25 protein-coding genes are annotated in these 23,655 nt (G+C 60.6%); 9 read left to right on the top strand and 16 right to left on the bottom strand.

Going from position 1 to position 23,655, the window contains the following annotated elements; translation table 11 throughout:
• The first annotated feature begins 45 nt into the window (after positions 1-45).
• Both AB0P14_RS12610 and AB0P14_RS12605 read left to right on the top strand, forming a co-directional pair.
• Positions 46-1,086: an aliphatic sulfonate ABC transporter substrate-binding protein gene (locus tag AB0P14_RS12610; protein ID WP_363842606.1), complete on the top strand. Its 1,041-nt coding sequence runs from the start codon at positions 46-48 to the stop codon at positions 1,084-1,086.
• Complete coding sequence (locus AB0P14_RS12605) at positions 1,083-1,967, top strand: ABC transporter permease (protein ID WP_363842603.1); 885 nt, start codon at positions 1,083-1,085, stop codon at positions 1,965-1,967. Before AB0P14_RS12610 ends, AB0P14_RS12605 begins: the two co-directional genes overlap by 4 nt.
• Positions 1,968-2,015: 48 nt before the next feature.
• On the opposite strand, the gene AB0P14_RS12600 is transcribed toward AB0P14_RS12605, so the two are convergent.
• The 6 genes from AB0P14_RS12600 to AB0P14_RS12575 form a co-directional block, all read right to left on the bottom strand.
• Positions 2,016-2,534 (bottom strand): SUKH-4 family immunity protein, encoded by a 519-nt coding sequence (locus AB0P14_RS12600; protein ID WP_363842600.1) that lies wholly within the window; start codon positions 2,532-2,534, stop codon positions 2,016-2,018.
• Positions 2,535-2,641: 107 nt separating this feature from the next.
• Positions 2,642-3,448, bottom strand: a complete 807-nt coding sequence (locus tag AB0P14_RS12595) for a carbon-nitrogen hydrolase family protein (protein ID WP_363842597.1) — start codon at positions 3,446-3,448, stop codon at positions 2,642-2,644.
• Between the two features lie 168 nt (positions 3,449-3,616).
• Entirely contained in the window at positions 3,617-4,906 is a 1,290-nt protein-coding gene (locus tag AB0P14_RS12590; RefSeq protein WP_363842594.1) for an adenylosuccinate synthase, read from the bottom strand.
• A gap of 217 nt (positions 4,907-5,123) precedes the next feature.
• Complete coding sequence (locus AB0P14_RS12585; RefSeq protein WP_363842591.1) at positions 5,124-7,820, bottom strand: multicopper oxidase domain-containing protein; 2,697 nt, start codon at positions 7,818-7,820, stop codon at positions 5,124-5,126.
• Positions 7,817-8,971, bottom strand: coding sequence for a hypothetical protein (locus AB0P14_RS12580; RefSeq protein WP_363842588.1), 1,155 nt, complete (start codon positions 8,969-8,971; stop codon positions 7,817-7,819). Before AB0P14_RS12580 ends, AB0P14_RS12585 begins: the two co-directional genes overlap by 4 nt.
• Before the next feature lie 5 nt (positions 8,972-8,976).
• Positions 8,977-9,717: a helix-turn-helix domain-containing protein gene (locus tag AB0P14_RS12575; protein WP_363842585.1), complete on the bottom strand. Its 741-nt coding sequence runs from the start codon at positions 9,715-9,717 to the stop codon at positions 8,977-8,979.
• Between the two features lie 73 nt (positions 9,718-9,790).
• Between AB0P14_RS12575 and AB0P14_RS12570 the strand changes: the two genes are divergently transcribed.
• From AB0P14_RS12570 to AB0P14_RS12560, 3 genes are all read left to right on the top strand, one after another.
• On the top strand, positions 9,791-10,564 hold the full coding sequence (locus tag AB0P14_RS12570) for a DUF2249 domain-containing protein (protein ID WP_363842583.1): 774 nt from the start codon (positions 9,791-9,793) through the stop codon (positions 10,562-10,564).
• Between the two features lie 262 nt (positions 10,565-10,826).
• Positions 10,827-11,369: a MarR family winged helix-turn-helix transcriptional regulator gene (locus AB0P14_RS12565; RefSeq protein ID WP_363842580.1), complete on the top strand. Its 543-nt coding sequence runs from the start codon at positions 10,827-10,829 to the stop codon at positions 11,367-11,369.
• Entirely contained in the window at positions 11,369-12,163 is a 795-nt protein-coding gene (locus AB0P14_RS12560; protein WP_363842577.1) for an SDR family oxidoreductase, read from the top strand. The genes AB0P14_RS12565 and AB0P14_RS12560 overlap by 1 nt, the downstream gene beginning before the upstream one ends.
• A 147-nt stretch (positions 12,164-12,310) precedes the next feature.
• On the opposite strand, the gene AB0P14_RS12555 is transcribed toward AB0P14_RS12560, so the two are convergent.
• The 3 genes from AB0P14_RS12555 to AB0P14_RS12545 form a co-directional block, all read right to left on the bottom strand.
• Positions 12,311-12,736 (bottom strand): DUF3151 domain-containing protein, encoded by a 426-nt coding sequence (locus AB0P14_RS12555; RefSeq protein WP_363842575.1) that lies wholly within the window; start codon positions 12,734-12,736, stop codon positions 12,311-12,313.
• A 1-nt stretch (position 12,737) separates the two neighbouring features.
• Positions 12,738-13,760: a class II fructose-bisphosphate aldolase gene (fbaA, locus tag AB0P14_RS12550; RefSeq protein WP_363842572.1), complete on the bottom strand. Its 1,023-nt coding sequence runs from the start codon at positions 13,758-13,760 to the stop codon at positions 12,738-12,740.
• A 314-nt stretch (positions 13,761-14,074) separates the two neighbouring features.
• Entirely contained in the window at positions 14,075-14,713 is a 639-nt protein-coding gene (locus tag AB0P14_RS12545; RefSeq protein ID WP_363842909.1) for an RNA methyltransferase, read from the bottom strand.
• 133 nt (positions 14,714-14,846) lie between these two features.
• On the opposite strand from AB0P14_RS12545, the gene AB0P14_RS12540 reads away from it, so the two are divergent.
• Positions 14,847-15,641 (top strand): HAD-IIA family hydrolase, encoded by a 795-nt coding sequence (locus tag AB0P14_RS12540; protein ID WP_363842569.1) that lies wholly within the window; start codon positions 14,847-14,849, stop codon positions 15,639-15,641.
• A 98-nt stretch (positions 15,642-15,739) separates the two neighbouring features.
• Here AB0P14_RS12540 and AB0P14_RS12535 read toward each other — a convergent pair whose 3' ends face one another.
• A complete protein-coding gene (locus AB0P14_RS12535) occupies positions 15,740-16,330 on the bottom strand; it encodes a hypothetical protein (RefSeq protein ID WP_363842566.1) in 591 nt (196 codons plus the stop codon).
• A 10-nt stretch (positions 16,331-16,340) separates the two neighbouring features.
• On the opposite strand from AB0P14_RS12535, the gene AB0P14_RS12530 reads away from it, so the two are divergent.
• Positions 16,341-16,637: a hypothetical protein gene (locus tag AB0P14_RS12530; RefSeq protein WP_363842563.1), complete on the top strand. Its 297-nt coding sequence runs from the start codon at positions 16,341-16,343 to the stop codon at positions 16,635-16,637.
• A 143-nt stretch (positions 16,638-16,780) separates the two neighbouring features.
• On the opposite strand, the gene AB0P14_RS12525 is transcribed toward AB0P14_RS12530, so the two are convergent.
• Entirely contained in the window at positions 16,781-17,443 is a 663-nt protein-coding gene (locus AB0P14_RS12525; RefSeq protein ID WP_363842560.1) for a hypothetical protein, read from the bottom strand.
• A gap of 65 nt (positions 17,444-17,508) precedes the next feature.
• On the opposite strand from AB0P14_RS12525, the gene AB0P14_RS12520 reads away from it, so the two are divergent.
• Positions 17,509-17,901 (top strand): hypothetical protein, encoded by a 393-nt coding sequence (locus tag AB0P14_RS12520; RefSeq protein WP_363842557.1) that lies wholly within the window; start codon positions 17,509-17,511, stop codon positions 17,899-17,901.
• Here AB0P14_RS12520 and AB0P14_RS12515 read toward each other — a convergent pair.
• Together AB0P14_RS12515 and pyrE are read right to left on the bottom strand one after the other, a co-directional pair.
• Positions 17,898-18,524 carry a thymidine kinase gene (locus AB0P14_RS12515; RefSeq protein ID WP_363842554.1) on the bottom strand — a complete coding sequence of 209 codons (627 nt, stop codon included), beginning with the start codon at positions 18,522-18,524 and terminating at the stop codon, positions 17,898-17,900. The genes AB0P14_RS12520 and AB0P14_RS12515 overlap by 4 nt on opposite strands.
• Before the next feature lie 116 nt (positions 18,525-18,640).
• Positions 18,641-19,207, bottom strand: a complete 567-nt coding sequence (gene pyrE / locus AB0P14_RS12510) for an orotate phosphoribosyltransferase (RefSeq protein ID WP_363842551.1) — start codon at positions 19,205-19,207, stop codon at positions 18,641-18,643.
• A 63-nt stretch (positions 19,208-19,270) separates the two neighbouring features.
• Between pyrE and nadE the strand changes: the two genes are divergently transcribed.
• Positions 19,271-20,092 carry an ammonia-dependent NAD(+) synthetase gene (gene nadE / locus AB0P14_RS12505; RefSeq protein ID WP_363842548.1) on the top strand — a complete coding sequence of 274 codons (822 nt, stop codon included), beginning with the start codon at positions 19,271-19,273 and terminating at the stop codon, positions 20,090-20,092.
• Between the two features lie 133 nt (positions 20,093-20,225).
• Here nadE and AB0P14_RS12500 read toward each other — a convergent pair whose 3' ends face one another.
• The 3 genes from AB0P14_RS12500 to AB0P14_RS12490 all read right to left on the bottom strand — a co-directional run bounded on the left by AB0P14_RS12500 (position 20,226) and on the right by AB0P14_RS12490 (position 23,351).
• On the bottom strand, positions 20,226-21,119 hold the full coding sequence (locus AB0P14_RS12500) for a glycine betaine ABC transporter substrate-binding protein (protein ID WP_363842545.1): 894 nt from the start codon (positions 21,117-21,119) through the stop codon (positions 20,226-20,228).
• Between the two features lie 70 nt (positions 21,120-21,189).
• Positions 21,190-22,089 (bottom strand): proline/glycine betaine ABC transporter permease, encoded by a 900-nt coding sequence (locus tag AB0P14_RS12495; RefSeq protein ID WP_363842542.1) that lies wholly within the window; start codon positions 22,087-22,089, stop codon positions 21,190-21,192.
• Positions 22,089-23,351, bottom strand: a complete 1,263-nt coding sequence (locus AB0P14_RS12490) for a glycine betaine/L-proline ABC transporter ATP-binding protein (RefSeq protein WP_363842906.1) — start codon at positions 23,349-23,351, stop codon at positions 22,089-22,091. Before AB0P14_RS12490 ends, AB0P14_RS12495 begins: the two co-directional genes overlap by 1 nt.
• Positions 23,352-23,655 lie beyond the last annotated feature (304 nt).

Genomic DNA, 23,655 nt, shown 5'->3' with positions numbered 1-23,655 from the left:
ACTTTCTCTCTTTCACTCTTCAGCACACCCATTTTAAGGACCACCATGTCTAATTCAGCTCTTTTCAACCGACGCTCATTCCTCGGATTCACAGCCGCCGTTTCCGCTTTGGCCCTTGCCGGCTGCACCGGTGAGAATGCAGCCACCGACGCTGCTGGCAAGGTGGGCGGCTCCGATACACTCAACATCGACTTCGCCACCTACAACCCGCTCAGCCTGATTATCAAGGAGAAGGGCTGGCTGGAGGCAACTCTGGCCGAGAAAAACGTCACCGTGAAGTGGTTGCAATCGGCTGGTTCCAACAAGGCCAATGAGGCACTGCGTGCTGGCGCCATCGACGTTGGTTCCACGGCAGGCTCCGCGGCGCTGTTGGCACGCGCCAACCGCTCCCCCATCAAGACAATCTCGCTCTACTCCCAGCCTGAGTGGGCGGCCCTAGTCACTAACAAGGACTCCGGTATTACCAAAGTTGCTGATCTCAAGGGCAAGTCCGTGGCGGCGACCAAGGGCACCGACCCCTACTTCTTCCTAGTCCAGGCCCTGGAAGAAGCCGGCCTGAGCACCAAGGACGTGACGGTGGAGAACCTCCAGCACGCTGACGGAAGAGCAGCTCTGGCGAACGGTTCAGTAGACGCGTGGTCTGGTCTGGATCCCATCATGGCCACAGCCGAGCAGGAAGGCGCCACCCTCTTCTACCGGAACCTTGATTTCAACACCTACGGATTCCTCAACGCCACCGAATCATTCCTCAAGGACAAGCCCGAGTTGGCACAGACCGTGGTGGACGCTTATGAAAAGGCTCGTATCTGGGCTGCGGCCAATCCTGAGGAAACGGCTCAGATCCTGGCAGATGCCGCTGGTCTGAAGCCAGCAGTTGCCACCACCGTGATTCTCGAGCGCAGCAACCTGGATGTCTCCGGAGTTCCGGGCGAGAAACAGCGCGCCGTCTTGGCCAAGATTGGGCCCACCTTTGTTGAGCTCGGCGACGTCAAGACGCAGGCCGAAGTGGACACCGCTCTGGAGACCCTGCTGGATGATTCCTTCGCGCTGAAGGCAAATCCTGATTCAATCAAGGAATCCTCATGAGCCACCTAGGCAACCCCGGGGCAACAGGCAACGCTGTGCTGCCAACTTCTGTTGAAGGTTTCACCGCCGTCGGCGTCACCACGCTGAAGCCCGGCGCTCCAACACCAACACCCCGGATCCTTCGCGGTGCTGGCGGCTGGGTCAAGTTGGGCTTGGGCCTCATTCTTCCGGTCATCATTTTGCTCGCCTGGCAGCTCAGTACCGCGGCAGGTATTTTCTCTCCGGTCCAGCTACCCTCGCCACGAGCAGTATTTGAGGCCGGAACAGAGCTCATTGCCCGCAATGAGCTGTTCGGCCACATTGCCATCTCCACGCAGCGAGTCCTCCTTGGCTTCCTGGCCGGAGCCGTGTTGGGGGTCTCCTTGGGAGCTCTTGTGGGGCTTTCAAAGGTCGCCGAGGTTCTGCTGGGGCCCACCATCGGCGCGCTCAGGGCCGTACCGTCCTTGGCGTGGGTGCCGCTGTTGATCCTCTGGATGAAGATTGGTGAGGACTCCAAAGTCACGCTGATTATTATTGGTGCGTTCTTCCCAATATTCACCACGGTATCTCTGGCGTTGCGCCATGTGGATAAGAACCTCGTCGAGGCCGCACGGGCATTCGGGCTCAAGGGCCTGAAGCTGTTGACCACGGTGCAACTGCCGGCCGTGGTCCCGTCCATTTTCTCCGGACTCCGGCTGGCACTAGCCCAAGCGTGGCTTTTCCTGGTGGCGGCAGAGCTGATCGCTTCATCCATGGGGCTGGGATTCTTGTTGACCGATTCGCAGAATAACGGCCGTACTGACAGGTTGTTGCTGGCAATTGTGCTGTTGGCAGTCCTCGGCAAGGCTACGGATGCCTTGCTGGGCTTGGCCGAGAAATGGGCCGTTCAACGCTGGTCCTAAGTGCTAAGCGAACGGCATTAGAGAGCCTGCACCAACCGCACCCTCAGGTCAGGCGTCGACGAATGATTCGTTGGCGCTTGGCCTGTCGTTGTCTCCAGAGTCGGACTCGTTTTGCTCTTCCTCTTCTTCGGCGTTGTCCTCGTCAAGGTCCACATAGTCTTCGCTGGTGAGTTCCTCGGTGTACAGCGCCCAAAATTCATTGGCAGCGGCGGCAGCAGGGTCGATCCCCTGTAATTGCTCCTGAAAGGACTTTCTCACGGCGGAGAAGTCTTCATCGTCTTCAGGGCCAACCGTGTCACGGTCAATAGCTCCCCACGCAGCAACAATGGCGGGCAGGGTCTCCAGCGAAGAGGCCATCAGGGTCTCTTCATCTTCGCAGACATACAACACAGATCCGCTTTTCCTATCTACCACAACGAACTGAAAATCTCCGTCGTTGCACACGATGGCCCGGCCGCTGGGATCATCAGCAAAGGGCGGCTTAAGCCATTGCCCGTCCAGCGGTACATCCTCTAGGGCAACCGGGTACAGACCCTCCAACACGGACCAAATCCTGGTGTCGTTCATGATGTCCTCCTACCGGCTATTCAGCCCTTAGAGCCTGCCCTGACTATCCTGCCTGCTTATAGTCTTGACACTAATCACCGCCGGTTGCCCCGTCAACGGGAATCTTTCTAGCCTGCAGGAACAACCGTGGTGCTGCTTTCGAAACGCCGATTGCGAAGCACCGGCAGAAATTCGCGAACTTCCTCAATGCGCCGATGGGTGACGTCTGCGGTGGCTACACCCTCCGCCTCGTCATTGAGGAAATCAATGGCGATACCCATGGGGTCAAGAATGGCCGAGTGCCCAATGCAGTGATCGCTAGAGGTGCCAGCAGCCATAACCCAGCAGGTGTTTTCAATGGCCCGTGCCTTGAGTAAGGTCTCCCAATGATCGATCTTGTGCTCGCCCTTGAACCAGGCGGCCGAAACGCAGAGCAGGTCCACGCCTGAGACGGCCAACGTGCGGGCCAACTCGGGGAAGCGGATGTCGTAGCAGGTCATGATGCCAACCTTGAACCCGCCAATTTCCACCACGGTGACGCCCCTGTCGCCGGGCTTGATCCGGGTCGATTCCTGATAGGAGAAGGCGTCGTAGAGGTGCAGTTTCCGGTAGGTGCCCAGAATTTCGCCACTATCGTCAACCGCCACCAGCGTGTTGTACGGGCGGGCCTCACCGCTGGATTCATAGCCGCCGGCAATCACGCCGATCCCCACCTCGGCGGCCATCATGGACAGGCCCTGCACAAACGTGGTCCAGTGCGCGTCCACGGCTGCAGCAAAATCGCCCTTGATCCGGCCTACGGAAAACATGGCTTCCTCCGGGAACAGGATGAGCTTGCTGCCCTCCTGCGCCGCATCGACGGAAAGCCTGCGCATCGTGGCCAGGTTCTCGACGACATCTGCGCCAGGGTTGAATTGTCCTACGCTAACCTTCATGTCAGGGGGTCCTTCCGCTTGATTACTTGTGCATCCAGCCTAGCCCGTCGATCCCCTGCGAGAATATCCTCAAGCACCCCAACAAAAGGGAAGGACGACGCCGGAAGCTAAGTTCCGCCGTCGTCCCTCCTTGTGCTTCCCCGACAGTAGGCCGAGACCGCGTGAGCGCTAGTCGTTAATTAGATCGTGGCGCACGATCGTCTGGTCGCGGTCCGGGCCCACGCCGATAGCGGAGATCCGGGTGCCCGACATGCCTTCCAGAGCCAGCACATAATTACGCGCGTTCTCAGGCAGGTCCTCCATGGTGCGGGCCGTGGTGATGTCCTCGGTCCAGCCCGGGAAGTACTCGAAAATGGGCTTGGCGTGGTGGAATTCAGTCTGCGTCATGGGCATTTCGTCATGGCGCACACCGTCCACGTCATAGGCGACACAGACCGGGATGGACTCGATGTTGGTAAGCACATCCAGTTTGGTGACGAAGTAATCCGTGAAGCCGTTGACGCGGGAAGCGTGGCGGGCCAGGACGGCGTCGTACCAGCCACAGCGGCGCGGACGGCCGGTGTTGACACCGAATTCGCCACCGGTGGTCTGGAGGTAGATGCCCATGTCATCGAAGAGTTCCGTCGGGAACGGGCCAGCGCCAACACGCGTGGTGTAGGCCTTGATGATTCCCACCGAGCGGGTGATGCGGGTGGGGCCAATGCCTGAACCTACCGAGGCGCCGCCAGCGGTCGGGTTGGAGGAAGTAACGAACGGGTAGGTGCCGTGGTCCACGTCCAGGAACGTTGCCTGACCGCCTTCCATGAGCACTACTTCGCCGCGATCCAGGGCCTCATTCAACACAAAGGTTGCATCGATGACCATGGGGCGAACGCGGTCGGCGAAGCTCAGGAAGTACTCCACCACCTCGTCCACTTCAACGTCACGACGGTTGTAAACCTTCACCAGAAGTTCGTTCTTCTGCTTGAGCGAACCCTCGACCTTCTGGCGCAAGATGGACTCATCGAAGAGGTCCTGGACACGGATGCCCAGGCGGGCCACCTTGTCCACGTACGCCGGGCCAATGCCGCGGCCGGTGGTGCCGATGGCGCGCTTGCCAAGGAAACGCTCGGTGACCTTGTCCAACACCTGGTGGTACGGAGCTACCAGGTGTGCATTGGCGGAAATACGCAGCTTGGACGTGTCCGCGCCGCGGGCCTCCAGACCCTCAATTTCTTCAAACAACGCTTCAAGGTTCACCACGCAGCCGTTGCCAATGATGGGTGTTGCGTTGGGGCTCAGAATGCCGGCGGGAAGGAGCTTGAGCTCATACTTCTCGCCACCTACAACCACTGTGTGCCCGGCATTGTTGCCGCCGTTGGGCTTCACTACGTAGTCGACCAAACCACCCAAAAGATCTGTGGCCTTGCCTTTTCCTTCGTCACCCCACTGGGCGCCGACGATTACGATTGCTGGCATGGGACCCTCCCCCTTGCTCATAAGTTGAGCCGGGCGCTACATAGTTCAGCGGTTGTTCCGCTGTACAGCGTCCGGGCACGAAAATGCCCCTTGGGAACCACGTGCCAGATCCTGCAAGTTCTGCAGGAAGGCGAACGGCCAAGGGGGTCTTACCCCCCAAGTTTACTGCACCGCCGGTGCCGGCGCACATTGACGCCCTCCAATGGACAAACGGCGGCTACTTTTCGATGTGGAACAATCCCGCGGCGCCGCGTTCGGCGTCGACCATGCTGTGTGAAACGAACGAATAGTTGCCTGCTTCCGGAAATTCCAGTTCCACGAAGCCGCCCTGTGCAGGTGCCAGCGGCAACACTTGGGCGCCCGCCGTGGGATCGGAGCCGTCCAGCAGGTACCGCCCCTCGCTCCAGGTGGTGTCGAATTGGCCGCCGATCACATGGAACGACGACGCCCGGTTGGGTCCGGCGTCGAGCACCCAAATCCGCACCCGCTCACCAACTTTGGCAGGCAGCGGCCTGAACTTGTACTGGTTGGCGTAGCCATTGAACACCACGGCGTCCGGCTTCTCGGCCTGAATCTTGGCCAGGTCCGCGACTCCGCCCTGGGCACCGGCATAGATCTCGGACTGGACCAGAACATATTCCTTGCCCACCTTTGGCAAGCCGGGCGGGTCGATGATGACGGCGCCGAACATGCCGTTGGCGATGTGCTGACTCATGGGCATGGTGGAGCAGTGGTACATCCAGATCCCGGCGCGCGTGGCCGTAAAGTCATACGTCAGCGACTCCCCCGGATTGATAGTGCGCATGGGCTGGTCGGGTGCGAGTGCTCCGGCGTGGAAGTCGATCGAGTGACCTAGTGAGCCATCGTTGACCAGCGTGATCTTGAAGGTATCGCCCACCTTGCCGCGCAGCACCGGACCGGGCGCAGTGCCATTGAACAGCCACAGCTTTTGGCTCACCCCCGGAGCTACTTCGCGTTCTTCCTCCGTGACTTTCATGGTGATTTCATGGGTGGTTCCGCTGGGCGCCGGAGGTAGCACTGCACTGTGCGCGGTGAACCCCTCGGCAGGCTCCTTCATGAAGTCGAAAGTGGCGGCGGGCCCTTCCGTGGCGGAGCCGTGATCCATGCCGGCCATGCCCGCATCGGTGCCGGCATCGGTGCCGTCTGCAGGGGGCGCGCCAACAGCCACAATGCTCAGCACCATCCCCTGCTGCCGGTGGCCAACAACGCTGCACCAGGCGGCAACATCAGCGCCGATCACGCCGACCTCAACCGTGGCTTTCTCACCCGGATACAGTCGCCCTGAATCCGCACCCAGTTCCGTGACGAGATCGTGCACCATGGTGTCCTCATTGACCAGGTTGATGACCAAGGTGTTGCCGGCCGGGACCTCCACCATGTCGGGGTGGAAGCGCATGTTTTTCATGGACATCTCCACCGTGGTGGTCTCGCCCGTGGCCACCACCGCAGTGCCCGCCCCCGCCTGATCCACCACCTTGAGCACCGACGGATCGGCCATAACCCCTGCCACCATGACCAGCACGACGGCGGTCAGCGCGGCCGCCGCCTGCCCCCACCGCCGGCGCGGGGCCGGGTCATACCCAGCCACCGCCGCGGCCCCAGCGGCAGGGCCAGTCCCAGCGGCAGGGCCAGTCCCAGCGGCGGGGCGGGAGACGCCGTCGTTCTTCACGGGAGCCTTCCAGAACAGGGCAATACCCAGCAATGGCAGGAACCAGGCCAGGCCAACTAGGACCAGGAAGGTGGTCCCCACGCGCACAATGCTGGGCAGCGGTAGCAGCGAGACCAGCAGAGCAACGTTGCTTAGCGTTACCCGGAACCAGCCCGCCTTCTCCAGAGCAGCGGTCCTGTGCTTGAGTGCTGCGGGGCCACCGCCGAGGACCACGGGCAGCAGATAGGTCAGCGCAGCACCGAGCACTTGGGCCACGAATCCGGCGGCAAACACCGGGACCACTGTCTCGATGCCGCGGTGCAGGCTGTCCCACCCGTCGCTGCTCAGCGTCAAGACCAGCAGCCACACAAGACCTACAAGGAGCCAGATGAGGGCGGCGAGCGCCGAGAGTGGGGCGAAGGTTGTGGGCGGTTTGGATCGGACTACTTTGGCGAGCGGCACGCAGATGTACACCACGCCACCCAGGTAAATGAGCAGGCCCAGTGCGCAGAGGAATACCGCCCCGGCACCAGCACCTGCGGCGATCAGCAGCACCCCGGCTAGCAGCGGGATTGCACCGTGGCGGGCAACAGTTTCGGCGCCGTCGGCCACTCGGGTGCGCAGCATGGTGGGTAGCAGGGTCATCAGCGTGCCCAACACGGCCAGGCCCACAAACCCCAGTACGTTCACGCTCATGTGCGCCAGAAGGAGGCGTACATGCAGCTCCCCCGCTGGGCCTGCGGCGAGTGCGGCACCCACCCCAGCACCCACGGGAAGCAGCAGGCAAGCCGCCACGTAGAACCAGACAGTGGGGCCGAACCGCGACGGCAGTGCCGTACGAGCGCGGCGACCCAACGCCACAGCGTGCAACGCCACCGCGAGGCCGACCCCGATGCTGCCAATAAGGGTCAACAGCCACACATTGGCCACCATCGAGACGACCACCAACACCACTGCGACGTTCAGGCCAATGAGCCGGGCCGCCATGGCGCGGTTGTTCGGTGTGGGCCCGCGCAAGAGCGCCTGTGCGAAATGCCAGCTCCATACGAGGATCGAATTCGTGGCCGCCCCGAGCAGTAACAAGTGCACCATGAGCCACCCGGAGACCGGGATGTTGCGATGAAACAACACCACAACCACCAGGGCCACGAGCCAGACCACGGCCGGAGCGTTGGCGCGCAGATGCCAGCGGGACCTGTCCATGGTTGGTTTGGATGCGCTGGCAGGTGCGGAGCCGATTTTCACGCTTTTTCCTTAGTGGCATGGGTGGCCTGCCAGATGGCCATGACGGCAAACAGCAAGATGGAAATTACGTTCAGCACACCGCCGGTAACCCACGCGCCATGGTTCCCCGCGCCGTCGCCCATTCCTAGCCTGATGGCCAGCGAAAGGTGCAGCAGCCCGGCCGGCAGCCAGAACCCCGGGGTGTAAGGCAGCGGTTTGCGCAGCACGGCGGGCAGAATGACGGGGGCGTGCGCCATGATCATGGAGATGGTGAAGCCGAGGAAAACCGCATGGATCGCGACGTCGTAGGCGGCCCCGGTCAACGGCCCATCCTGGATGGCCAGTACGACGCCGGCAATCGCCAACCAGCCGTAGCCCGCCAGCAGGCACGCGGCAATGTAGCGCGGGAGGCCTTGGGACCGGATGGTTTTGCGGGCGGCGTCGTAGGCCACGAGCCAGCCCACTGTGCTCAGCAGCGTCACTCCGAAGAACGGGTAGCCCATGGCAGGCCACAGCAGTGTGGCGGCCGTTGCTGCGAGCAGTGTGAAGCTGGCGGCCAGAAGGAGTGGTTCTGCTTTGGGGCTGCTGATGCCGATCCGGGCCAGCTCCAGACGCTCCCCCGCGATGGTCAGCACCACAAAGGTGATTAGGAATGGGAGCAGAACGGGGATGCTGGGGATGCGGATCCACAGCGCTGCCGCGGCGACGGCACTGACAGCCCCGAGGATTTGAATGAGGACCACGTTGTCGTACTGGCGGCGCCAGAGGGGAATGTAGACCAGTGTCATGGCGATGGTACCGGCGAGCATGACGCTTTTGCCGACCCAGAGATCCACAGGAGAGATGAGCAGCAACCCGGCGATTCCCAGGAGTGCTGGCGAGGCGTATCCCCACGCCTTATTGAGTGCCACGGAGCGTTCCAGCGCGATGACCGTGCCCACAAAACTAAGGACCAACAGCATGCCGTGAACTTGGGGGAAGCGCTCAACCTTCAGCGGTGCGTCCGCGCCCAGCAGCTGCAGCCCTGCATTTAATCCCACCAATAGTGCCGCACCGGCAGGCAGCATGAACAGCATGCGGAACGCTGGTTTGCGCAGAAGTTTTGTTTTGTGTTTCTGCGGGCTTTTGCGGTTCGGGGCGGGCTTTTGTGCTGGCTTTGGTGCTGGCGTCACGCCAGTCATGAGGTGCCGCTGACAGGCAGGTGCAGTGTACAGAATCCTGGTCCGGCAAAGGGAAGCAGTTTCACGTCTTGCTCTGGGAGGCCACTGCCAGAGAGCAGTTCCTTCGCCAGACCTAGATGGACTGCACACACCACATCGGGATTTTCCCTAGCTGCCTCCACAATGGGGCAGGTGGTAAGTGTCAGTTCGGTGGCGTCCCGGTTTCCTTGGACACCAAATCCGGCCTGACCAAGCGCTGTAGCCACGCGCCGGCGCGCCGTCTTGCCTGAGCGTTCAGTACCTGAGCGTTCGGTACCGGAGCGTTCGGTACCGGAGCGTTCGCCGCTCGAGCCAGCACCCAGCGCTCTGGCCCAACTGCGACCGGCATTCTCACCCTCTGCGGCGGGGCTGGCGCTGTTTGCGGCGAGGTGGTTAGCTAAGGCCGCGGCAAGTGCGGCGTATCCCACGGGACCGGCAGTCATGTCCGCGGCCGTGTACAACCAAGCAGGCCTACCCCGGCCTTCTTTGGGCGCAGCAGTTTTGGTGGCATACCCGTCGCCGGCCAGGGCCTCTAGATGTTCCCTAACAGTGTTGGCATGCTGGCCGGTTTGCGCCGCCAACTGCTCAACACTCAGCGAGCCATCCGTCTGGCGCAACCGCTCAAGAATGGCTGCGCGGGCTTTAGAGATGGGCGCGACAGCTTCGGCCCGCCCTGCTTTAGGACCAAGCGGACGTTCTGTGACAGATTTATTTTCCACGGGATTAAGTGTAGTAATATAATCGCAGAATCTCCATTCCCATCGAGATCGTGGCACTTTGAAAGGTTTCTCCGTGAATAATCTTGTTCTTGCCTCTACATCCGCAGAAGCGGCTTCCCTTGAAGAGGCCCGTACCCGTCTGGCAGAAGCCGCCGGAACACTAGGCACCCTCTGCAATAACTTGGTGGCCGCTGCCGGTAATCCGGCAGGCCACGAACTGGCACAGGCGGATCAGGGCGCTCTGGTTGACTTTGCCGAGCAGCAGCTCGTTCCGATGGCCGCTGCACTGGCCGGAGCCTTTGCTGGGGCAACCCCATCACCGTCCGTGAACCTTCTTGCCACGGTCGCCGCCGGACACAATGAGCGTGTCAGCGCCACCACGAAAGCACTGGAAGTCCAGGAACTTCCTCTCCAAATGGTCCTCGCTGGCGGCCGACTCCTAGAGGCCGCAACAGCCTTCATCGCTGAAGCAACCGAGCTCATCCTGCCGGAACTTGCCCGAAACGCGGCCGTTTCACTTGCCGACTCCCTGCCCACGCGCAGCACCACAGAAGCCGGGACTGTGGGTCAGAGCCAGGCTCCGGCGTCGGGCGGTTGCGCCTGCGGTGGGCACGACGAACCCGGCCTTGCTGAACTTGATACCCGAGTCATCCCACACGCCATCCGCCACTCCACCATCTTCGGTGCGCTCGAAGGGCTCGCCGCCGGGAAAGGGATCTTGCTGATCGCCAATCACAAACCATTGCCGCTGCTGACGCAATTGGAACAGCGCTCCCCGGGCAAATTCGCGGTGGAGTTCCTCGAGGACGGCCCCGAGCTGTGGAAGTTGAGCATGGTCCGGAACTAATCCGCCAACTAAGCCCCGGCACCACGGACGCGACCCAGGCCGCGTCTGCATCCTCACCCACAACTCAGAAATGCCGCCGTTCTCGTATATTGCCGCAGGGGCCCACCTGCGGCAATATACGAGAACGGCGGCATTTGTCATATCAGTCAATTAGGCGCGCGGCTTTCACTGCGCGCAATGTACAGACTTCGTGGCAAAACTCGAGTATGCTGTCTTCAGGACAATAAATTTACTTGCAAACACTACCTTCAGGAGCGCAGCGATGACACCGCACGGAACCGAGCAAGACCCGCCCGTGAAGCCGTATAGCAATGCGCTCATGACGTCCCTGACTCGCGTCATTGCCCAATGGAGCGCACCCGATTTCCTCACCTCAGTGGTGGCCCGAGAAGGCTTGGACCTGGATCCAGGCGCCATCACCGTCATCACTTTCCTCTCCAATGGCGGGCCCCTGCGACCCTCAAGATTGGCTCAGAAAATGGTGACCGGAGCTTCCAATGTCAGCAAGATACTGGCCCGGCTCACCGCGGCCGGGATCGTAAAACGCATACCAGATCCGGCCGATGCCCGCGCCAGCCTGGTCACCCTGACACCCGCAGGACGCAAAGTGGCGGCCTCCTTTATAGAGGCCGGCGATTCATTGGTTGAGGATTTACTGACCGGCTGGGACGAACAAGACCGCCACGATCTGGTGCGCCTGCTGGGCAAACTTGAACAGTCCACGGCCACGCTTTCCAGCCACCTCAGAAACAACCAAGACCGCTTGGACGCTACAGCGCCAGAGTCTTCGATGGAGCAAAAATAATGACTGCAACAACATCCCGTACCTACATCGTTACGGGCGCCGGCTCCGGCATTGGTTTGGCCACTACGCAGCTATTGCGTGAGCGCGGCGAGACCGTGATCGGCGTGGACCTGAAAGGCGCTGAAATTGAAGCCGATCTGAGCACGCCAGCAGGCCGCAAAGCAGCAGCCGAGAACGTTATCGAGGTGGCTGAGGGCAAGATCGACGCCGTCATCGCCTGCGCCGGCATCTCAGCTCCCATCCCACTCACGGTCAGCGTGAACTACTTTGGCGTCACCGAATTTCTAGACCACCTGGCACCATTCCTGGCCAAGAGCCCGGCGCCGCGTGCCGCCGTCGTAAGTTCCGCAGCTTCCCTGCAGACCACCTCGCCGGAACTCGTTGATGCCCTGTTGGCCGGCGATGAAGCCAAAGCCTTGGAACTTGGTGCAGCACTTGCCGCGCAGGGCCCCGCCGGTTACTTGAATTACCCTTCCAGTAAGCGTGCGCTGAGCCGTTGGATTCGCCGCGAATCCATCACCGAGCGCTGGGCCGGAGCCGGCATCCCGCTCAACGCGGTGGCCCCGGGAACGGTTATTTCGCCGATGACCGAGAAGCTCCTCTCCACGGAAGAGGGCCGGAAGCTGGTTGATGACAACATGCCGATGCCGTTGAATTACCACTCGGAGTCCATTGTGCTGGCACGCTTGCTTGCTTGGCTGACCAGCGAAGAGAACACACACACCACGGGTCAGACCATCTACATCGACGGCGGTGTTGACGCAACGCTGCGCGGAGACAACATCTGGAACTAATTTCCGTCGCAGAACGCAACCGGAATCACCCGGAACGCAAAAATGAAGCCGATCCCGCTTTCTGAGACTCGCCATGGCGGTGTCAGAAAGCGGGATCGGCTTCATTTTTAGCTGGGGTCCGCGGAAACAACGGGCCCCAGCAGGGAGCTAGAGCGCGGCTGCGATCGCGGCAGTTGCCAACGGGTCGGAGTCGTTCAAGAACGTGGCAATCCGTGCAGCCTCATCAGCTTCACCGATGGCGCCCGCGGCACGGCCCAGAGCGTAGAGTGCGCGCAGGAATCCGCGGTTTCCCTCATGCTCGTACGGGACCGGACCGGTGCCGCGCCAGCCGTTGCGGCGGAGCGAATCCAGGCCGCGGTGGTAGCCGGTGCGTGCGTAGGCGTAGGACTCGATGGTGCGGCCTTCGGCGTACGCCTCGTCGGCCAGGATGGCCCACAAGAGCGACGACGTCGGGTGCGAAGCAGCCAAATCGACAGCCTCGTCCCCGGCGTCCAGACGGGCCTGGACATCCACCTCGGCCGGGAGCAGTGTGGGCCCCGGGCCGAGGAGGTTCTTGCGGAATTCGTCGCTCATGTTATTTGAACGTGGTGCCGGCGGAGCCGAGCTGCTGGGCAGCCTCAACAACGCGTGCCGCCAGGCCCTTTTCGGCCGAGGCGCCCCAAACGCGGGGGTCGTAGGTCTTCTTGTTGCCAACGTCGCCGTCGACCTTCAGGACACCGTTGTAGTTGGTGAACATGTGGTCAACCACAGGGCGCGTGTAGGCGTACTGGGTGTCGGTGTCGATGTTCATCTTGATGACACCGTAGGAGACAGCGTCGGCAATTTCCTTCTCGGAGGAGCCGGAGCCGCCGTGGAACACGAGGTCGAACGGGTTTTCCTTGCCGATCTTGGCACCTACAGCAGCCTGGATTTCCTTCAGGATCTCCGGGCGCAGCTTGACGTTGCCGGCCTTGTAGATGCCGTGCACGTTGCCGAAGGTCAACGCGGTGATGTAGCGGCCGTGCTCGCCCGAGCCCAGTGCTGCAACCGTGGCCAGGCCGTCTTCGATGGTGGAGTACAGCTTGTCGTTGATGGCGTTTTCGACGCCGTCTTCTTCGCCACCAACAGCACCGATCTCAACTTCAAGGATCATCTTTGCCGCGTGCGTGCGGGCCAGCAGTTCGCGGCCGATGCGCAGGTTTTCCTCGAGGGTTTCGGCCGAGCCGTCCCACATGTGGGAGTTGAAGATCGGGTCGCGGCCAGCCTTGACCTCAGCCTCGGAGGCAGCCAGCAACGGCAGTACGAAGCCGTCGAGCTTGTCCTTCGGGCAGTGGTCGGTGTGCAGGGCCACGTTGATCGGGTAGTTCTTGGCAACTTCGCGGGCGAATGCTGCGAAGCCCAGGGAGCCGGCAACCATGTCCTTGACGCCGGCGCCGGACCAGTAGGCACCGCCACCGGTGGAAACCTGGATAATGCCGTCAGTTCCGGCGTCGGCGAAACCCTGCAGGGTTGCGTTCAGGGTCTGTGAGGAAGTCACGTTGACCGCGGGGTAGGCGAATCCGCCAGCCTTGGCGCGGTCGATCATTTCGGCATACTTGTCCGGTGTTGCGATGGGCATAAAAAGCTCCTCTGGGCTGAACGGTACTAAGAGTCTGGAAACAGGCCAGCTCCCGCATGGCTACTTCCATCTTAGCCAGTGCTCCCAAAGTCACGAAGAAGATGAAGCTCCGGCTCAATCTGTGGACATTTTCCACGCACGACGCCGGGCCCTGCGGGTGCCTCCGGCCCTGATACGCCCGCCCTGATACGTCCCTGACCAAAAATGCGCCCGACTCCCATTAATGCGCCCGGTAGAGCGGGTGCATTAATGGGGAGCGGGCGCATTTTTCGCAATGACGCCGTGGAGCAATGTGCTAGGCAAGCGCCGCCCCGTCAGCCAACGCTCTGGTTGAACACGTGCCGGCGGATCCAGGCGTGCATGGCGATGCCGGCGGCGGAGGCGGCGTTGATGGAGCGGGTGGAGCCGAACTGTTCAATGGACAGTGTGGTTTCCGCCGCGGCGTGCACTTCGTCGCTGAGACCCGGGCCTTCTTGGCCAAAGACGAAGACGCAATTGCGGGGCAGCTCGTACGTTTCCAGCTGTTCGGAGTCCGGGAAAATGTCGATGCCGATGATCTCCAACCCCTCACCCTTCGCCCAGGTGACAAATTCCTCAACGGTGGGGTGGTGGCGGACGTGCTGGTAGCGGTCGGTGACCATGGCGCCTCGCTTGTTCCACCGCCGTCGACCAATAATGTGCACCTCCTTGGCCAGAAACGCGTTCGCGGTGCGCACCACGGTGCCGATGTTCATGTCGTGCTGCCAGTTTTCAATGGCGACATGGAAGTCGTGGCGGCGGGTGTCCAGCTCGGCCACGATGGCCTCCATGGACCAGTAGCGGTACTCGTCCAGAACGTTCCGGCGGTCACCGTTAGCCAACAATTCTGGATCCCAGTGATCACCCTCGGGCAGCTCACCTTCCCACGGGCCGAGGCCCACCTCATGGTGCAGTTCCGGATGCTCGGGCGTCATGACATCATCTGGGGCAGGGTTTTCACCGGTTTTACTCACCGTTCAACTTTACGCACAACTGCCCGGCATCGGCGCAACACCCTTTTCTCTGCAAGACTTGGGGCAGGCCATCTGCCCACTTTCAGGAGGAATCATGACCACTGTGCAACAACGTCAACCCGCCGACATCGAATGCTGGCTCACGGATATGGACGGCGTGCTAGTCCACGAAAACAAGGCTGTACCTGGTGCGGCCGAACTGATCCAGCGTTGGGTGGACACGTCCAAGCGCTTCTTGGTGCTGACGAATAACTCGATCTTTACCCCACGTGATCTGGCTGCGCGGCTCAAGCAGTCTGGTCTGGATGTCCCTGAGGAGAACCTGTGGACCTCTGCGCTGGCCACCGCCCAGTTCTTGAAGTCGCAAATGCCGCACGGGCGCGCCTTTGTCATTGGCGAGGCTGGATTGACGACGGCGTTGCATGAGGCAGGCTTTATTCTCACCGACCAGAACCCGGACTATGTGGTGCTCGGTGAGACTCGGACTTATTCTTTCGAGGCCATCACGCAGGCCATCCGTTTGATTGGCGACGGTGCCCGATTCATCTGCACCAACCCGGACGCCACAGGCCCCTCGCGGGAAGGCCCATTGCCGGCCACTGGTGCCGTTGCCGCACTGATCACCAAGGCCACTGGCCGGGAACCCTACATTGTGGGCAAACCCAATCCCATGATGTTCCGTTCGGCCATGAACCGGATCCAGGCCCATTCCGAAACCACCGCCATGATCGGTGACCGCATGGATACCGACATCATTGCGGGCATGGAAGCGGGCCTGCATACGGTGCTTGTATTCACCGGGATCACCCAGCCCGAAGACATCGACGCCTACCCGTTCCGGCCGGATCAAGCCCTGAATTCCGTGGCGGATCTCATTCCACTGATTTAGCGTCTACGACGTAACCCGAACCGTAAAGGGTGCCTCGCCATGATTGGCGAGGCACCCTTTTGTATGTCTATTGTGGTGGGGTTTTGATCCTTTTCAACTCAGGGCAAGGGGTTGGGTTGCACAGAATCTACGACGGCCTTCAACGCGGACTTGCTGTAGTCCCACTCGCTGTCCAGAGCTTCCACTGCCATTCTGTACGACCGGCCTACGGTGTCGAAGCCAACGAGGTACTCCCCCGTAATATCGCCTTGGGAACTGAAGCAGGTATATCCGTACCTCAAGCCGTACAGGCCATTCCGCTCAACAATGACAGGTTTGTTTGTATAGGAAAAATCATCCACACACCCGAAAGCAATCACGCTGTGGTAAGACGCCAGGTCCTCCGGAGTGGCTGCAAGTTGACTGGCCAGACCCTGATCGACCCTTGTATGGATCTCCTCCTTGGTGAGTTCGCGGGGAGGCCTTTTGGTGGCCTCGTAAAAGAGCATGGAAGTCGCTGAGCCGATGTTGTTAACGGCGGCAAAAAGTTCCGCAGACGGGTGGTCATCGTCCTTGTTATTAATGGTGTAGCTCTCACTGATGCGGATCCAACCCTCAGGGTACTGGAACGAGGCAGAAACGGTGGGTGCATCCACCATCTTGGTTTTGTTTCCACCAAAGGGTAGTCCGGAAACCATCGTCACACTCACGATGGATACTATGGCCGCCCCAACCACCACTCCGGTACCGGTCAGAATCCACGGCAGTGGCCACTTGTTCTTGTGTGGCTTGTTCTTGTGTGGCTTGTGCGGTGGGACCGTCGCTGCGACTACACCGGCAGGAGTGCCGGCGTTGGTGTGGGAGCTCTCCGGCGCAGCGGGATCCAGCTTTGTTATTGTGCTGCTGGGCGTATTGGGCGGCGTATTGCGCCGAAGCGTCATGTGCCGCGGCATCCGGCACCACGTACAGCACAGCCGGAACTTGCTGGCCAAACTCGGGTCGGGCTGCTCGGATTGAGGCTGATGCGCCGCGGCACTGGCATGTGAGAACTCCTTCTTCCGCGCGGCAGCGACAAGCGACACATTTCTTGGAGCCTATAAAGGCTCCCGCGGATCAGGCGATGGGCAAAACTATCCTGAGCGGGTTGAAGCTTTGTCGTGTCAGAGCGCCGGCTTCAGTGAATCAACGATGGCCGTCAGCGTTGCTTTATTGCTGGCCCATTCAGCATCTACAGCTTCCACCGTCATTCTGTGCGAAACGCCAACGGTGTCATAAGCAACGAGGTATTCCCCTGTGATCTTGCCTTGATTACTAAAGCAGGTGTAGCCGTAGCTATAGCCGTACAAGCCATCGCGCTCAACAATGACGGGTTTGTCGGTGTAGGCAAAATCTTTCAGACAGCCGAAGGCAGACGTGCTGCGGAAATACACCAGATCCTCTTGTGAGGCTGCGAGTTGAGCGGCCAAGCCTTGCTCTATCGCTGCATGGATCTTCTCCGTGGTGACAGCACCTGTAGGCCTATCGCCAGCCTCATAAACCATCATGGAAGATGCTGAATCGCTTTTATTGACCGCCCTGAAATGTTCAGCCGGCCGGCTGCCGTCTTCGTTCAAAATGGTGACGTTCTCACCTGTGCGGATCCAGCCCTCGGGGTACTGGAAGGAGGCAGACGTGGTGGGCGCATCCACCATATTGGCTTTGTTTCCGCCCGTAAAAAGTCCAGAGACCAGTATCACCACAGTCACGATGACGGCCGTTATCACTAGTCCGCCACCAGCAAGGATCCACGGCAGTAGAGGCTTCTTCTTCGGAGCCGGGATCATACCGCCGGGAGTACCGTTGGGTGCGCCGTAATACGGTTGGGCGTTGAATTGCTGCGAGCCGTACGGTGCCGCAGGAGACTGTTGTCCGTACTGTTGCTGGCCATACTGCGGCTGACTCTGCTGTTGCTGTGCGTACGGTGGTTGCTGCGGAGCATATTGACCGGGCTGCTGTGCGTACGGCTGCCCCTGCTGTTGCTGCCCGTACGGTGGTTGTTGTCCGGATGGTGGTAGTTGTTGACCCTGGCCTTGATACTGTCCTGGTTGGGTCCAGCCATCATGCTGCGGCACTTGCCCCTGATCGTGGTTTGCTCCCGATTCGGAACCGGGCCGGTCTGGCCACGGCGGCTGCACTGACATATGAGGACTCCATCCATCTGCGCAACCCGGACAGGCAGCGCCATGGTGCGAGCCTAACGCTCCCCATCTTTCTTCGCGATGGGGAGCCCTGCCCGTCCTAGAACCCCAACGTGCCGCCCGAAGCCTCCAAATAGCAGTTGCCGCAGAGGGATTCATACCAAACCTCGGCACCCTCAATGGCGACTTGATCGCCGTCGAACACTATCTCGCTGCCCACGCGGCGGGTGTTGAACATGGCTTTGCGCCCACAGCGGCAGATGGTTTTGAGCTCTTCCAATGAGTGCGCAATTTCCAGCAACCGCGCCGCACCGGGGAAGGCCTTGGTGCGGAAATCGGTACGGAGGCCGTAAGCCAGGACCGGGACGCGGTCCAGCACGGCGATGCGGAACAGATCGTCGACCTGGGCCGGGTCCAAAAACTGTGCTTCATCCACCAACAGACAGGCGACCGGTGCCATGTCCATGTGCTGCAGCAGCGCATCGGGGGCGTCCCCTGCAGCTTCTGCCGCAAACAGCGCCCGGACATCCGAACCCGGCGGGATGACAAAGTCGACCTCGCGGCTGACGCCGAGGCGGGAAACAATGGAATTTTCCCCCTTCGTGTCCACGCCCGGCTTCGCCAACAGAACCCGCTGGCCGCGCTCCTCATAGTTGAACGCGGCCTGCAGCAGTCCTGTGGACTTACCCGAGTTCATGGCGCCATGACGGAAATACAGCTTCGACAAAAGAAGCCTTTCAAATCGTTGTGCATTGGGTTGTGCATGGGGAGGGCGTGGATGGGCCCACGCTTGCCAGGTACCGGAGAAATCGCGCAACGATTTACCCGGCCGGCAAGTGGGGACTAGGAGAGGCCGAGCTCGTCCTTGCCGAAGATGAACAGATAAGGAACGTTGGCCTCGGCTTCGATGCGCTCCTTGGCGCCAGTGTCGCGGTCAACGATCACGGCCACGGCTTGAATGTTGCCGCCTGCCTTGCGCACACCTTCGACGGCGGTCAGAGCTGATCCGCCGGTAGTGGAGGTGTCTTCCAAGACAACAACCTTGCGCCCATCGACGCCAGGGCCTTCAACCTGACGGCCCATACCGTAGGACTTCTGCGCCTTGCGGACCACGAATGCGTCAATACTGCGGCCTGCGTCGCCAGCTGCATGCATCAGGGCTGTGCCGACGGGGTCTGCACCCATGGTCAAGCCGCCGGCCGTCTCAAACTCGATGCCGGCGTCGTCCAACATGGCCAGCATGACGCGGCCGGCGAGCCGGGAAGCTTCGTGGTGGAGCGTGATGCGGCGCAGGTCGATGTAGTAATCGGCTTCCTTGCCGGAGGAGAGGATTACCTTGCCGCGGACAACAGCGAGTTCCTTGACGAGTTCGAGCAGGCGGGCACGGTCAGCAGCAAGTGTGGAGGTCATGGGATCCATTCTAATTGGGCGCACGCAACACTGCCGAAATATGCACGGGATACGCTTAGTCACATGCGAGAACTACAAGCACAAATCATTGACGAACTTGGCGTCCAGCCGATGATTGAACCGGCCGGGGAAATCACTCGACGGGTCCAATTTTTGAAGGACTACCTCAAGGCGACGGGTACTAACGGCTACGTGCTGGGTATCAGCGGTGGCCTGGATTCCACTCTTGCAGGCCGGTTGGCACAGCTAGCTGTGGAAGAACTTGCAGCGGAGGGCATTGATGCGAACTTCATCGCAGTGCGCCTCCCCTACGGAGTTCAGCACGATGAAGATGACGCCCAAGCAGCGTTGAAGTTCATCAACGCCAAAACTGAGCGGACCTTCAATATTGCCCCGGCCGTGGACGGCTTCGAGGCTGAGTTCGCCACGACGGCCACAGAAGATGTCACTGATTTCAACAAGGGAAACATCAAGGCTCGCAGCCGCATGATCGCCCAGTATGCGTTGGCGGGGCAAGAGAACTTGCTGGTCATCGGAACTGACCATGCTGCAGAATCCGTCACGGGTTTCTTCACAAAGTTTGGCGACGGCGGTGCCGATATCCTTCCGTTGTACACCCTGAACAAGCGTCAGAACCGGGCACTGCTGCGCGAGCTCGGCGCCCCGGAGCAGCTGTGGGCAAAGGTTCCAACCGCTGACCTCCTCGACGGCGTCCCTGGCCGCACCGACGAGGACGAACTCGGCATCAGCTACGACGAAATTGACGACTACCTCGAAGGTAAGGACGTCAGTGAGGCAGCCGCTGCGGGCATCGAAGGCCGTTTCCTGCGCAGCCGGCACAAGCGAACCGTTCCGGTGTCCCTGCTCGACACCTGGTGGAAATAGCCCGGCACCCGAAACGCTAGGGCAGCAATGGCTTTAAATGCAGGAACGCTATCGCACTTGAAGTGAGATAGCGTTCCTGAAAAACACACCATTGGTGCGATAGCGTCCCTAGAGGCGCGCGGGAGGGGTGGGGCTACTTGGTGAGGCCGTCCACGTAATCCTGGTTTTCGCCGATCCACTTCTCCACGATGGGAGCGTAGTCGTCGCTGCCGTCACCGTTGAACATGACGTTCTCCAGGGAATACAGGGTTTCGGAGTCCATCTTGAAGTTCTTCAGCCAACCATCCAACGTGGGGTAGTCCTTGTCGAAGTCCAGACGGGAGAAGCTGTGGATGCCTTCAGCCTCGCCGAGCGTGCCCTTCGGATCCTTCAGATCCTTCACCGGGAAAGCGTCGTAGGCCCAGTGTGGGCGCCACAGCGTGACAACGATGTTCTCGCCCTTGGTGGTTGCCGTCTTCAGCTCAGACAGCATGCCGGCGGTCGAAGAGGTGATGTAGTCCATCTTGTCCAGACCGTAACCGGGGATAACGTCTTCGGTGGTGACCCGGGTCAGACCTGCACCGGGCTCGATGCCGATGATCTTGTTACCGAACTTGTCGGCGTTAGCAGCCAGGTCCTCCAAGGAGTCAATGGGAGCGTCCTCGTTCACGGCAATCGTGAGTTTGGCGTCCTCGTTCCATGCGCCGAGGTCCACCATCTTGTCGCCGTACTTGTCGATGTACTCCTTATGAGTAATGGGCAGCCAAGTGTCCAGGACCACGTCGTAGTCACCGGTGGACAGGCCTGAGTAGACAGGAGCAGCGTCAGCGTATTCGAGCTCTACTTTGTAGCCCTTCTTATCCAAGATTGCTTTCCACAGCTCGGATGCGGCCACGCCTTCATCCCAGCCGTTGAACACGACAATCTTCAAATCCTGCTTGTCACCGTTTTCGACGGTCGCTGCTTCTCCTGAGCCGGAGCCGCAAGCGGTCAAACCCAGTGCCAGTGTTGCCGCCATGGCGACTGCACCCAAAAATTTCTTCTTCATGATTCATTCCTTCCATTGGCAGCTGCAAAGCGCTGCCGCCGATTGCTTTGTATCAACTGTTGAACTACGTTTACGCGGCCACGCCGACCTTGTCTGTCTTGCCGACCTTGCGGGCCTTGTCGGCCTTGTTGGTCTTGCGAGTGGAATTGGTGCCGAAGCTGGCCGTCACCCGGTCCAGGAAGATCGCCACAATGACCACGGCAATACCTGCTTCAAAGCCCTTCCCGGCATCAATGCGGTTCAGCGCCTGAACGATTTCCGCACCCAATCCGGGGGCGCCGACCATGCCGGCGATAACCACCATGGACAGCGACAACATGATGACCTGGTTGATGCCGGCCATAATGGTGGGCCGTGCCAAGGGCAACTGGATCTGGAACAGGATGCGTGTGGGGCTGGAACCGAAAGCGTGCCCAGCCTCTACCACTTCCTTATCCACACCGCGGATGCCCAGTTCCGTAAACCGGACGCCGGGGGCCATGGCAAAGATGATCGTGGCGATAATGCCGGGAACCACACCCACCCGGAACATGGCGAGAGCCGGAATCAGGTAAACCATGGCGGGCATGGTCTGCATGAAGTCCAAAACGGGGCGGATGATCGAGGATGCCCTGTCTGATCTCGCTGCCCAGATACCCAGTGGAACGCTGATGACCACGGCAACAATGGTGCCAATGGCGACCAGTGCCAAGGAGTGCATGGCGTTGTCCCACTGGTTCACACCAACAATGACAGCGAAACTCACCAGGGTACCAACGCCCAACTTCCAGCCGCTGGCCCACCAAGCAATCGCGGCGAATACCACGATGACCACCCAGTAGGGCGGAGCTGTCAGGAGCCAGTCAAGACTGTCATAGGCGCCAACAAAAACTGCCCTGATAAAGACGAATACGCTATCCAGCGTGGTGATCAGCCAGTCAAGGCCCACTTCCACCCAGTCGCCCAGGGGAATCCTAAAAATCGGTTCCACTATGCGTCTCCTTCGGTTTTAGCCAGCGCTTCGGTGACTACTTGTTCGGGGATGGGCGCCACGGCCGTATCCACCACGGGGAATTCGCCCGTGGTGGAGGGGACGTTGCCCAAGGCGGCCAGCAGCGTCACTCGCGGCAAGGCACCCACCAGCCGTCCGGCGTCGTCCACTACCGGCAAGGGAATGGGGCTCTCCACGGCACGGCCGAAGAGATCGTTCAGGGCAGTGTCCGGGCTGACCGGCTCGATGCTGTCGCGAATCACGGCAGAGAGATCGGCGCTGTGCGCCTCAACCTGCTTCATGACATCGCGGTCACGGACGGTGCCCAGGTAGTTGCGGCGGCGGTCCACCACAAAGGCGGCCGAAACCTGCAGATCGCGCATGGTGCGCAGGGCGTTGCGGGGCCCGCCGGACAGGTTGACCACGGCCAGCGCAGGCTCCATGACACCACCGGCGGTGAGCACGCGGGTCCTGTCGACGTCCTGCACAAACGCGGCAACGTAATCGTTGGCCGGGCTGGTGAGGATCTCATCCGGGGTGCCGATCTGCACAATCTCACCGTCACGCATGACGGCGATCCGGTCGCCCAGGAACATGGCCTCGTTGAGGTCGTGCGTGATGAAGATGATGGTCTTCTCCAGCTCGGACTGCAACAGCACCAGCTGTTCCTGCATTTCGCGACGAATCAGCGGATCGAGTGCGGAGAACGCCTCGTCCATGAGCAGGATGTCCGTCTCGGCGCACAATGCGCGGGCCAGGCCAACGCGCTGCTGCATGCCGCCGGACAGCTCACCGGGGTACTTGGCGCCCCAACCTTCAAGGCCCACCAAGTTCAGGATCTTCTCGGCCCGGGCCAATCGCTCAGCTTTTGCCACACCTTGCACCTCAAGTGCGTAAGCGGCGTTTTCGACGACTGTTCGGTGCGGCATGAGTGCAAAGTGCTGGAAAACCATGGAGATTTTCTGCTGACGAACTCGACGCAATTCCTTGTCGCTGATCTTGGAAATATCGGTGCCACCGACCACAACGGAACCTTCGGTGGGCGCCCAGAGACCATTGAGGGTGCGGATGAGCGTGGATTTTCCGGAGCCTGAAAGCCCCATAACCACAAAGATCTCGCCCTTTTTAACCTCGAAAGAGGCGTCGATGACGGCAGCAGTTCCCAGCGCGGACAGTTCCTCGCGCTTCTTGCCGCCCTTGAGTCGCTTGATGACTTCGGCGGGTCGTTTGCCGAAGACTTTGTAAACATTGCTGACACTCAGTGCAATGTCGTTGTCGTTGTCGTTGTGGTTGTCGTTTTGAGCCGGCTTGCGCCCGGATTCGGACGCAATTTTCGGCTCGCTTGTCACGTTGTCTGTGGATTCGTACACGTAGTATCCATCTACACGAACGTTCAGGGCCCGCTGTGACGGTGGCCTAAACGATCGCAATTGGTGATCTCGTGCTGCAGGCGTTGTTACGCGTCAAACTCTTCGCTTCCCCGCACGCCCCGGCGGGGCAGCAAGGAAAGACGGTCTTGCTGTTCAAGGCAAGAATCGGGAAGCTATCCCTACCGCCAGTTCGACG

Origin of the sequence: Specibacter sp. NPDC078709 (assembly GCF_040686795.1) — a bacterium.
Taxonomy (GTDB): domain Bacteria; phylum Actinomycetota; class Actinomycetes; order Actinomycetales; family Micrococcaceae; genus Specibacter.
This window is presented reverse-complemented; position numbering and strand designations above follow the sequence as displayed.